This is a genomic window from Cryobacterium mannosilyticum, from assembly GCF_004402705.1.
GTDB lineage: Bacteria > Actinomycetota > Actinomycetes > Actinomycetales > Microbacteriaceae > Cryobacterium > Cryobacterium mannosilyticum.
Genome location: NZ_SOFM01000013.1, coordinates 1 through 10718 on the forward strand (window position 1 = coordinate 1; position 10718 = coordinate 10718).

At 70.7% G+C, this 10718-nt stretch carries 10 protein-coding genes; 6 read left to right on the top strand and 4 right to left on the bottom strand.

Features of this window, described 5'->3' with window-relative positions; all coding sequences use genetic code 11:
- A partial coding sequence (locus E3O32_RS17455) for a hypothetical protein (protein ID WP_206750992.1) occupies positions 1-201 on the bottom strand: 201 nt, incomplete at its 3' end.
- A gap of 159 nt (positions 202-360) precedes the next feature.
- Complete coding sequence (locus E3O32_RS05585) at positions 361-798, bottom strand: DUF1294 domain-containing protein (RefSeq protein ID WP_134507545.1); 438 nt, start codon at positions 796-798, stop codon at positions 361-363.
- Positions 799-852: 54 nt separating this feature from the next.
- Here E3O32_RS05585 and E3O32_RS05590 point away from each other — a divergent pair, with 54 nt between their 5' ends.
- The gene (locus E3O32_RS05590; protein ID WP_134507546.1) at positions 853-2070 is read left to right on the top strand and encodes a trans-sulfuration enzyme family protein; all 1218 of its coding nucleotides are present in this window, start codon (positions 853-855) and stop codon (positions 2068-2070) included.
- A 32-nt stretch (positions 2071-2102) separates the two neighbouring features.
- Here E3O32_RS05590 and E3O32_RS05595 read toward each other — a convergent pair whose 3' ends face one another.
- Together E3O32_RS05595 and E3O32_RS05600 are read right to left on the bottom strand one after the other, a co-directional pair.
- Positions 2103-2948: an aldo/keto reductase gene (locus E3O32_RS05595; RefSeq protein WP_134507547.1), complete on the bottom strand. Its 846-nt coding sequence runs from the start codon at positions 2946-2948 to the stop codon at positions 2103-2105.
- 187 nt (positions 2949-3135) lie between these two features.
- Positions 3136-3969 carry a gamma-glutamyl-gamma-aminobutyrate hydrolase family protein gene (locus E3O32_RS05600; RefSeq protein WP_134507548.1) on the bottom strand — a complete coding sequence of 278 codons (834 nt, stop codon included), beginning with the start codon at positions 3967-3969 and terminating at the stop codon, positions 3136-3138.
- Positions 3970-4203: 234 nt separating this feature from the next.
- Between E3O32_RS05600 and E3O32_RS05605 the strand changes: the two genes are divergently transcribed.
- The 5 genes from E3O32_RS05605 (at position 4204) to E3O32_RS05625 (ending at position 10514) form a co-directional block, all read left to right on the top strand.
- Positions 4204-6315 carry a TPM domain-containing protein gene (locus tag E3O32_RS05605; protein WP_134507549.1) on the top strand — a complete coding sequence of 704 codons (2112 nt, stop codon included), beginning with the start codon at positions 4204-4206 and terminating at the stop codon, positions 6313-6315.
- Positions 6316-6424: 109 nt separating this feature from the next.
- Complete coding sequence (locus E3O32_RS05610) at positions 6425-7156, top strand: PspA/IM30 family protein (RefSeq protein ID WP_134507550.1); 732 nt, start codon at positions 6425-6427, stop codon at positions 7154-7156.
- A 146-nt stretch (positions 7157-7302) separates the two neighbouring features.
- The gene (locus tag E3O32_RS05615; RefSeq protein WP_241974606.1) at positions 7303-8079 is read left to right on the top strand and encodes an arginase family protein; all 777 of its coding nucleotides are present in this window, start codon (positions 7303-7305) and stop codon (positions 8077-8079) included.
- A 114-nt stretch (positions 8080-8193) separates the two neighbouring features.
- Positions 8194-9000 carry a crotonase/enoyl-CoA hydratase family protein gene (locus tag E3O32_RS05620; RefSeq protein WP_241974611.1) on the top strand — a complete coding sequence of 269 codons (807 nt, stop codon included), beginning with the start codon at positions 8194-8196 and terminating at the stop codon, positions 8998-9000.
- Positions 9001-9059: 59 nt separating this feature from the next.
- Positions 9060-10514: a dihydrolipoyl dehydrogenase family protein gene (locus E3O32_RS05625; protein WP_134507552.1), complete on the top strand. Its 1455-nt coding sequence runs from the start codon at positions 9060-9062 to the stop codon at positions 10512-10514.
- Positions 10515-10718: the final 204 nt, after the last annotated feature.

Consider the following 10718-nt stretch of genomic DNA (forward strand, 5'->3'; position numbering starts at 1 on the left):
CAACATCCACTCCGATGCCAACAGCCACAAGGGACCCACCCTCAACATCGGCATAATCCGGACATCGGAATAATGCAGACCCAACCACGCGTTGAAAACCCAGACCCGGTGGAGCGTGGCCCAGCAGCCCGGCGGCATCCTGACCTGGACGTCACCGACCGGACGAGACTTCGTCACCGAACCGGCCACGGTACTGCCCACCGGACCACCGACTGGGCCACCGAAAGCAGGGCCACCGAAAGCCACGGCGGCAGACCTCCCCGACGACCCGCCGTTCTGAGCCCGCTGCTCTGCTTGATGTGAGGCCAGACCTAATGTGAGACCTGAGTGCGCGACCAGACGGCGACCGCCCGCACACCGTTATCCGGCCATTACTCCGGACAACAGCAGCGAGGCCAGCCCGACGAAGGCGACTACATTCAGCACAACGGTCCCCCAGAAGGCGGAACGGAAGCTCGCCTTCTTGGTCTTGTGGCGGAGGGTCTGCTGGGCGACGATGGCGCCGGGCCAGCCGCCCACGGCACCCCAGACGAGGAGGGTGCTCTCCGGCACTCGCCAGCGGCCTGCCGTCGCCGCTGATTTGTCCACCGCATAGGCCACGAAGCAGCACACGCTCGTCGCAAAATAAACACCCGCGACCCAGACCGACAGCGGCCAGATCGCGTTCAGCACCAGGCAGACCACAACGAACGCCGGGATGGCGAGGTATGCGCCGGCGCCAGACCCTGATCTGGGCGAGGCCGGCCGGCGGCCCGGGGGTCGCCGCCGCGGCGTGCTGCGTGTTCTGTCCTGGCCCATGTAGACGAGCGTAACGTTCCGGCGCGCGGCAGCGTCCACCCATAGGTTGGAACCATGACCTCGCCGCGCACCCAGCCCCGACCCGATAAGCACGACCCGCAGAGCCTGGGGTTCGCCACCCAGTCGGTGCACGCCGGCAACGAGATCGATGCCGGATCCGGCGCACTCCGCACGCCCATTGTGATGGCGAATTCCTATGCGCTCCCCGACGACCCCGCAGCCCTGAGCTGGTCGGGCACCGACGTCCCCCTGTACACCCGCAACAGCGGCGCCAACCAGCTGGGACTGCAGCGCAAACTCGCCGTGCTCGAGGGCGGCGAGGACGCCGTCGCCCTCGCGAGCGGCGTGGCGGCCCTGCACGCCATCTTCTTCACGCTGCTGAAAACCGGTGACCACGTCGTCGTCGCCGATGTGACCTACGAGGCCGTCTACCGGCTGTTCACCGAGCTGTTGCCGGAGAAGTACGGCATCCAGGCCAGCTTCGTCGACCCGACCGACCTGGCCGCCGTGCGGGCGTCCATTCGCCCGGAAACCCGGCTGGTGCACATCGAGTCGGTGGGCAACCCGACGACAAAGGTGACGGATGTCGCGGCCATCGCCGAGATCGCCCACGCGGCCGGGGCCCTGCTCTCGATCGACAACACCTTCACTCCCCCGCCGCTGTTCAGACCGCTCGCGCTGGGCGCAGACCTCGTCGTGCACTCGCTGACGAAGTACATCAACGGGCACGGCGACGCGATGGGCGGCGCAGTCATCGGCCGCGCCGACCTGATCCGCAGGATCAAGCTCGACGCCATGGTCGACGTGGGCGGCGTGATCAGCCCGTTCAACGCCTGGCTGATCATGCGCGGCTCGGTCACCCTGCCGCTTCGGCTGCGCCAGCACTGCGCGTCGGCGCAGCTGGTCGCCGAGTTCCTCGAGGCCGACCCGCGGGTGGCCTACGTCGCCTACCCGGGGCTGGCGTCGCATCCGCAGCACGCCGTCGCGGTGCGACAATTCGGCCGGGGGTTCGGCGGCATGATGGCGTTCGCGGTGACCGGCGACGCGGCGACCCAGAACCGGTTCGTGTCGAACCTGCGGGTGATCACCTCGGCCGTGTCGCTCGGGCACGACGAGACCCTGATCGTGCACGTCGACGCCTCCGGCCCGAGGGTGGCGGCCTACCCGCCGGAGTTCCGCGAGTTCGGGCACCTGCGCCTCTCGGTGGGGCTGGAAGACGCCGACGACCTCGTCGCCGACCTCTCCGCAGCCCTCGCCGCGACGTTCCCGTGAGCCGTCAGCCGTTAGCCGTTAGCCGTTAGCCGTTACGGGATGTAGTTGAACTCGTCCGGGTTCGGGCCGGTGCGCTCGTCCCGGTTCAGCGCCGTGATGGCCGCGACGTCGTCAGCGGTGAGTTCGAAGTCGAAGAGGGCGAAGTTCTCCTCGACCCGGCTGCGGGTCACCGACTTCGGGAAGACGATGTCGCCGCGCTGCAGGTGCCAGCGCAGGGTGACCTGGGCGGCGGAGCGGCCGACCCGGTCGGCGATCGCCGTGATGACGGGATCGCCGAGCACCTTGCCCTGGGCGATCGGCGACCAGGCCTCGGTCGCGATGCCGTGCGCCGTGTTGAACGCGCGCAGGTCGTCCTGGGTGAGGTAGGGGTGCACCTCGATCTGGTTGACCGCGGGAACGGTGCCGGTCTCGTCGAAGAGCCGCTGCAGGTGGTGCTGCTGGAAGTTGGAGACGCCGATGGTCTTCACCCGTCCGGAGGCGTGCATCTCCTCCAGTGCCTTCCAGGTCTCGACGAAGTCTCCGACGGCCGGCAGCGGCCAGTGGATCAGGAACAGGTCGAGATAGTCGAGCCCGAGGGTGGACAGGCTAGTGTCGAACGCCGCGAGGGCGTCCTCCCGCTTGTGGAAGCCGTTGTTGAGCTTGCTGGTGACGAACACCTCGGATCGGTCGAGCCCGGATTCACGCACGGCCTCGCCGACGCCCTGCTCGTTGCCGTACATCTCGGCGGTGTCGATGTGGCGGTAGCCGACCTCCAGCGCTGCCAGCGTGGCGCGCCTGGTGTCGGCCGGGTCGATCTGGAACACGCCGAAACCGAGCTGAGGGATCGCCTGCCCGTTGTTGAGCACGAGGGTGGGGACTGCTGAGACTGCTGCCGTCATTCCGGGTTCTCCTTCTGTCGGGGGCGGTGCGCGGATGATGGTGCGCACCTCACCCTCACCCCAACCCCCCGACCGGGGCCACGCATTCCCAAACCCGGTGAATCGTCAGGTCGGAGGTCAGACCCCACGAAGTCAGACCGGGATTCGATCCGGCCGCGATTCGATCAGGCTGGGCAGTACAAGTAGATCAGGCCGCGACGAGATCGGCGAGGCGTGCGTCGGCAACCTGGCGCTGCAGGGCCGCGAGGAGGAGCGGCAGCTGCTCGGCCGGGGCATCCGGCGCCTCGGGGTGCCACTGCACTCCGGTGATCGGCGCCGACTCGTGTTCGACCGCCTCGACGAGGCCGTCCGGGGCGATCGCCGCGGGGACCAGTCCGGCGCCGAGCCGACCGACGCTCTGGTGGTGGGCGCTCTGCACCGAGACCGCGACGGAGCCGAGGCTGTCGAGCAGTCCGCTGCCGCCGAGGAGCTCGACGGGGTGCTCGCGCAGGATCTGGTCGACCGGCACGTCCACGTTTCGGTGGATGCCGTCCTCGATGTGCTGCACGATGCCGCCGCCGAGGGCGACGTTGATGACCTGCAGCCCGCGGCAGATTCCGAGGAGCGGGGTGTCCCGCTCCACGGCACGGTGCACGAGGGCGATCTGGCCGTCGTCGGCCGCGTCGTAGTGCCGGGTCTCGCCCTCATAGCCGTCGGCGCCGCCGTAGAACCGGGGGGTGATGTCCTCGCCGCCCATGATCAGGATGGCGTCGCTGTCATCCGTCGCCGCGAGCAGTTCTGCCGGGGTCATGTCGGCGGCCGCGAGACGAGTGACTCGCCAACCGCCCCGCTCTCCGGCGGAGACCGCGGAGGCGTTGAGTACCTGGACCTTGGCGTGGTAGGCCGGCCGGTCCGGGCGGTGGCGGGTGACCTCGACGATGGCGAGGCGGGGAAGGTCCTCGGACGAGACCTGCCCGGACGAGACCTGCACGGAGGAGACCTGCACGGAGGAGAGCTGTGACGGCGAGAAGTGCCTGCTCATGTTCGCCTCCGCTGTCGGTCGTTGTGGTTCCACCAGTCTGGAGACTGGACCGGGATCCCGCCAGCCACCCCGTAACAGTGCGAAACAGTGCGGATCGGAGCGGCACCCGGCCGGCCGGCTGCTCGCTCCGCCCGGCGAAAGCACCCCGCAGGTTCCTGGACGCGAAACGCCAGACCGTTCTATGCTCGGCACGAGTAACACCAGCAATTCGACGGTTTGTGAGGATGTGGGCCCATGCGGTCACGGTGGTTGATCCCTGTCGCTGTGGCGGCCCTGTTCGCTTTCGCCGTCCCCGTCCTCTCCGCCCCCACCCTCGCCTGGGCCGAAGACCCCGTCACCTTCGGCGCGAGCCACATCGCGGACAAGGTCGGCGCCGTCACCGCGCGCAGCGCCGAGGTGACCGCCGCCCTCGACACGCTTTACGCCGATACCCGCACCGACCTCTTCGTGGTCTACGTCGACGCGTTCACCGGGGTGGCCGACCGCCAGCAGTGGGCGGACAAGACCGCCGATGACAACGGTCTCGGCACCAACGACGTGCTGCTGGCCATCGCCACCGGCGACCGGGAATACCAGTTGTCGGTCGCCCCCGACTTCGCCCTCACCGACGCCCAGCTCCGCGAGGTCGAGACCGTCGCGATCGAGCCGGCGCTTCGGGTCAACGACTGGGCCGGCGCGGCCATCGGGGCGGCGAACGGCCTCCGCGCCGGCATCAAGGGCACCGCCATCACCGCCCCGCAGATCACCCCGGGCGATGCCACCCCCGGCCAGGGAGCCGGCGGATCGATCGGCGTCATCCTGGTGATCCTGATCGTGATCGGTCTCCTCTTCGTGGGCGCCGTGGTCTTCTTCATCGTGCGCGGCAGAAGGAAGGCCCAGCTTCCGCGTGCCGGCGTGCCGCCTGCCGGCGTGCCGCCGACGGGCCTGCCGGCCCTGCCGACCGCGGAGCTGAAGCGCCGCGCGGCGAGCGCGCTGGTGCAGACGGATGACGCGGTGAAGTCGAGCGAGCAGGAACTCGGCTTCGCCATCGCCCAGTACGGTTCCGCGGCGACCGGCGCGTTCCAGACCGCCCTGGCGGCCGCGAAGGCGCAACTCACCGAGGCGTTCACCCTGCAGCAGCGGCTCGACGACTCCGAGCCGGACTCGGAGGCCCAGCAGCGGGACTGGTATGCCGGGATCATCGACCTCTGCACCCGGGCCAACACGGCCCTCGACGAACAGACCGACGACTTCGACGAGCTCCGGCAACTGGAGAAGAAGGCTCCGGAGGCCGTCGCAGCGGCAACCCAGGAGGTCGCCGCGATCGAGGCGCGCGTCACCTCGGCCGACGCGGCCCTGGCCGCCCTGACCGCCCGGTACACCGACAACGCGATCGCCACTGTCGCGGACAACCCTCGCCAGGCGCGCGAACGGATCGCGTTCGCCGGGGCAGCCCTGGCCGAGGCGAACACCCGCCTGAGCGCCGGGGAGACCGCCGCCGCCGCCGTGGGGGTGCGCGCGGCCGAGGAATCGGTCGATCAGGCCAGGCTGCTGCTCGACGCCGTCGACCGGCTCGGCACGGACCTGCAGACCGCCACCGCCAGCGTGGCCTCGACCCTCGCCGAGCTGCAGGCCGACCTGGTCACCGCCCGCGGGCTGCCTGCGGACACCTCCGCCTCCGGCGCCCTGCCCGGCGTGATCGCCGCGACCGAGCAGGCCATCGGCGAGGTGACCGGCCGGCTCTCGACCGCCCGGATCAACCCGCTCGAACTGATGCAGAGGCTCGAGGCCGCCAACACCCGGATGGATGCGGCCCTGCAGGGCGTGCGCGACGCCGTGGCGAGCGCCCAGCGCGCCACGGCCGCCCTGAACCAGAACCTGCTGGCCGCCCGCGCCCAGGTCTCCGCCGCCGAGGACTTCATCACGGCCCGGCGGGGCGCGGTCGGTGCGGAGGCACGCACCCGCCTCGCCGAGGCCGGGCGCCTCCTGGTCGAGGCGGAGTCGGCGAGCGCCGTCAACCCGGATGCCGCCCTCGCCGCCGCCGCCCGGGCCAACTCCCTGGCCGCGAATGCCATCGCCCTCGCCCGGAACGACGTCAACGGGTTCTCGGGCGGCCAGGCGGCCGGCGGGCTCGGCGACGTCTTCGCGGGCGGAGGCGTCAACCGCGGCGGGGGCGGCAACGGCATGATGGGTGCCATTCTCGGGGGCATCATCATCAACTCGATCCTCGGCGGAGGCGGGGGCGGCGGCATCTTCGGAGGCGGCGGCGGAGGCGGACGCCGCGGCGGGGGCGGCGGCTTCGGCATCCCCGGCGGATTCGGCGGGGCGGCCACCCGTTCACGGCGGGGAGGCGGGGGCAGGTTCTAGGTTCAGCGCGGCATCCGTCATCGACGTTTTCACTCATAACCGGCACATTCGCCCAGCACACACCGACAGAATGGTCTCACCCCCGTCTGTTCCTCGAAAGGACATTGCAATGACAAAACAGTCCATCTTCGGCCGCATCGCCCAGCTCGCGAAGGCAAACATCAATGCGCTCCTGGATTCCGCCGAGGATCCGAAGCTCATGCTCGACCAGATGGTGCGCGACTACACCAACAGCATCGCCGACGCCGAGAGCGCCATCGCCGAAACCATCGGCAACCTGCGCCTGCTCGAGGACGACCACCGAGAAGACGTGGAAGCGGCCACCGAATGGGGCGGCAAGGCGCTGGCCGCGAGCCGCAAGGCGGACGAGCTGCGTGCCGCGGGCTCCGCCGCCGACGCCGACCGGTTCGACAACCTGGCAAAGGTGGCCCTCGGCCGCCAGCTGCAGTCCGAGAAGGAGGCGAAGATCGCCGAGCCCCAGATCGCGTCGCAGTCGGCCGTCGTCGCCCAGCTCAAGAACGGGCTCAATGCCATGAAGGAGAAGCTGAACCAGCTTGCCTCCAAGCGAAATGAACTGATCGCCCGGTCGAAGACCGCCGAGGCCCAGACCAAGGTGATGGATGCCGTCAAGAGCATCGACATCATGGACCCGACCAGCGAGGTCTCCCGGTTCGAGGACAAGATCCGCCGCGAGGAGGCCCGGGTTCGCGGCGCCAGCGAGCTGGCCGCATCCAGCCTCGACGCCCAGTTCGAGAGCCTCGAGGACCTCGGCGAGCTCACCGAGGTCGACGCCCGGCTGGCCGCGCTCAAGGCCGGGGGCGCGAGCGAGATCGAGAAGTAGCCGGCGCGGGAAGCGCGCCAGGCGATCGGGTGCCGCACACGCGGTCCACCCGCTCGCGCGCCGCAAGCGGAGGGGAGCATACTGAGGGTATGGCTCCCACCTTCGTTGTTGTACCGCAGTGGCAGGGTTCGGTTTCTCCTCGCGCGATGCGCCTGAGTGACGGGGCGGAGGCCATCCGAGGGGATCTTCCCTCGTCCGCGACACGGGAGGTCCCCGTCCCGGTCGAGGCAGGCGATGCCCTCGACACCGGGATCGACCGGTTCTCCACCCTGGTCATGGTGCGCGAGCGCCTGGCGTCATTGCTGCGCACCACGACGACGCCGGTGCTGACGATCGGCGGTGACTGCGGGGTGTCCCTCGCCTCCGTCGAACACGCCGCCCGGCAGCATCCGGGCGAACTCGCCCTGGTCTGGCTCGACGCGCACCCTGACCTGCACACGGCGGAGACGTCTCCGTCCGGCGCGTTCAACGGCATGGTGCTGCGCGCCATCATCGGCGAGGGCACCGACGGCCTGGCGCTGACCGGCGACGACCGGGTGCCGCTGGAGCGGGTCATCCTCGGCGGCGCGCGTGACATCGACCCGGCCGAGGCCGAGCTCATCCAGGAACGCTCGGTGGCGACGCTGTCCATCGACGACCTCACCTCCCCCGATGTCCTTGTCGCCGCGGTGCGCGCCACCGGGGCGAGCTCGTTCTACCTGCACATCGACCTCGATGTGCTCGATCCGGCCACCCTGGCCGGGCTGGCCGACCTGATGCCGTTCGGCCTGAGCCTCGACGCGCTCAACCGCGCGATCACCGCGCTGCGTGGCGAGTTCACCCTCGCCGGGGCGACCATCGCCGGCTTCGCGCCTGCCTCACCCGAGGCGGCCAGCGACGACCTGCCGAGCATCCTCCGGATCATCGGAGCTCTCACCCGCTGACCGGGGAGTCCGCCTGCGCACCCGCACAGCGCGACCCGCGGCATCCGCCCCGCCGCATCCGCCCCGTAGCATGGGACCGACGCGCCGAGCGTCACGACGCCAAAGGAGGCATCCGTGAGCCTGCAGAACCCCGTTTCCGACCAGCCGAGGATCATCACCGAGCGGCGGGGACACGTGTTCCTGATCGGGTTCAACCGGCCGGAGAAGCGCAACGCCGCCGACCTCGCCCTGCTGCAGCAGCTCGCCCTCGCCTACGGGGAGCTCGAACGCGATCCTGAGCTGCGGGTCGGCCTGGTCTATGCGGTCGGGGACCACTTCACCGCCGGACTCGATCTGGCCGATATCGGGCCGCGCCTCGGCCCGGACGGCCTCGACATGGTGCCGGAGGGCGGAATCCATCCCTGGCAGGTCGATGGCCGGACGCTGTCCAAGCCCGTCGTGATGGCCGTGCAGGGCACCTGCCTCACCCTCGGCATCGAACTCATGCTGGCCAGCGACATCTCGATCGCGGCCGAGTCCAGCCGGTTCGGGCAGATCGAGGTGGCCCGGGGCATCCTCCCCTTCGGCGGCGCCACCATCCGGTTCCCGCGCGCCGCTGGCTGGGGGAATGCGATGCGCTGGATCCTCACCGGCGACATGTTCGATGCGGCCGAGGCCCACCGGATCGGGCTGGTGCAGGAGGTCGTGCCGGACGGCACCCAATTCGAGCGCGCCCTCGAACTGGCCGAGCGCGTCGCCGGCCAGGCGCCGCTCGCGGTGCAGGCGACTCTCGCGAACGCCCGCACCGCGGTGCGGGACGGCGACGCCGCTGCCGAGGCGCAACTGCAGCCGGCCCTGGCCCGCCTCGCCGGGACCGAGGATTCCCGGATCGGCATGGAGTCGTTCCTCACCCGCACGCCGGCGGCCTTCGTCGGTCGCTGACCACCACCACCACCACCACCACCACCGCCCCGCCCCGCCCCGCAGTCAGGAGAACAGCCATGGCAGAACCGACCGACAGCCGCACGGACTACGACGTGATCGTGATCGGCGCCGGGGCGGTGGGCGAGAACGTCGCCGACCGCACGGTGCAGGGCGGCCTGCGCACGGTGATCGTCGAGAGCGAACTGGTCGGCGGCGAATGCTCCTACTGGGCGTGCATGCCGTCGAAGGCGCTGTTGCGCAGCGGGGCCGCCGTGACCGCCGCTCGGCGCGTCGGCGGCGCGGCCGAGGCCGTCACCGGCGAGCTGGATGTCGCGGCCGTGCTGCGCCGCCGGGACTCCTTCACGAGCAACTGGTCGGACGAGGGCCAGGTGAGGTGGCTGGCGAAGGCCGGAATCGACCTGGTGCGCGGCCACGCCCGGCTGACCGGGGTGCGCGAGGTGACCGTGACCCACCCGGACGGCAGCACGACCGTGCTGACGGCGGCGCATGCCGTGGTCGTGAGCACCGGTTCCGCCGCGCTGCTGCCCGACATCCCCGGCCTGGCCCACGTCGCACCGTGGACCAGCCGGGAGGCCACCAGCGCCCGGAGCATCCCGGCGGGCCTCGCCGTCATCGGCGGGGGCGTCGTCGCGGTCGAGATGGCCACCGCGTACGCCGCCCTCGGCGCCGACGTCACCCTGATCGTGCGCCGCCGCCTGCTCGGAGGGATGGAACCGTTCGCCGGGGACCTCGTCACGGCCTCACTCCGGGAGAGCGGCGTCACCGTGCTCACCGGGGTGTCCACGACCAGCGCGGCGCGCACCGAGGACGGCCGGGTCGCGCTCACCCTCGACGACGGAACCACCGTCACCGCCGCCGAGGTGCTGGTCGCCACCGGCCGGGTGCCGCACACCGGTGACCTCGGCCTCGAGACGGTCGGCCTCACCCCGGGCGACTGGCTCACGGTCGACGACACCATGCTCGTGCGGGGAGCCGCGCCGGAGCTGGCCGGGCAGTGGCTGTACGCGACCGGGGACGTCAACCACCGCGCCCTGCTCACTCACCAGGGGAAGTACCAGGCCAGGGCGGCCGGCGACGTGATCGCGGCGCGGGCCGCCGGCCGGCCGGTCGATGACGCACCCTGGGGAACCCACGTCGCCACGGCCGACCACGCCGCGGTCCCCCAGGTGACCTTCGGCGACCCCGAGGTCGCGTCGGTCGGGCTGACCCAGGCGGCCGCGGAGAAGGCCGGGCACCGCATCCGGGTGCTCGACTACAACCTGGGCTGGGTCGCCGGGTCGAGCGTGCACGCCGACGGCTACACCGGAACGGCCAGGGCGATCGTCGACCTCGACCGGGAGGTGCTGCTCGGGGTCACCTTCGTCGGCCAGGACGTCGCTGAGCTCCTGCACGCGGCCACCATCGCCGTGGTCGGCGAGGTTCCGATCGGCAGGCTCTGGCATGCCGTTCCGAGTTACCCGACGATGAGCGAGGTCTGGCTGCGCCTGCTCGAGGAGTACGGCCGGCCGTGACCCGGACCGCCGACCCGTAGTCCGAGCTCTTCGGCCCGCGGCCGTCCGGTCTGCCGAAGGCGGAACCAGCTCGCGGCTCAGGTTTGCGAAGCCGGCGCAGGGTGAAGAGCCTGTTGCTTAATGGGGTGCCCTTCGGGTCTTTTTTTGTGGGGCGTGTCGTTTGTGGGGCGTGATTCGGTGGTCTGGGAAAATGGTTCATGGCCC

What these genes read in the sequence shown, in the direction of transcription:
- E3O32_RS05585 (WP_134507545.1), bottom strand. Translation starts at nt 798, where the DNA reads ATGGGCCAGGACAGAACACGCAGCACGCCGCGGCGGCGACCCCCGGGC.
- E3O32_RS05590 (WP_134507546.1), top strand. Translation starts at nt 853, where the DNA reads ATGACCTCGCCGCGCACCCAGCCCCGACCCGATAAGCACGACCCGCAG.
- E3O32_RS05595 (WP_134507547.1), bottom strand. Translation starts at nt 2,948, where the DNA reads ATGACGGCAGCAGTCTCAGCAGTCCCCACCCTCGTGCTCAACAACGGG.
- E3O32_RS05600 (WP_134507548.1), bottom strand. Translation starts at nt 3,969, where the DNA reads ATGAGCAGGCACTTCTCGCCGTCACAGCTCTCCTCCGTGCAGGTCTCC.
- E3O32_RS05605 (WP_134507549.1), top strand. Translation starts at nt 4,204, where the DNA reads ATGCGGTCACGGTGGTTGATCCCTGTCGCTGTGGCGGCCCTGTTCGCT.
- E3O32_RS05610 (WP_134507550.1), top strand. Translation starts at nt 6,425, where the DNA reads ATGACAAAACAGTCCATCTTCGGCCGCATCGCCCAGCTCGCGAAGGCA.
- E3O32_RS05615 (WP_241974606.1), top strand. Translation starts at nt 7,303, where the DNA reads ATGCGCCTGAGTGACGGGGCGGAGGCCATCCGAGGGGATCTTCCCTCG.
- E3O32_RS05625 (WP_134507552.1), top strand. Translation starts at nt 9,060, where the DNA reads ATGGCAGAACCGACCGACAGCCGCACGGACTACGACGTGATCGTGATC.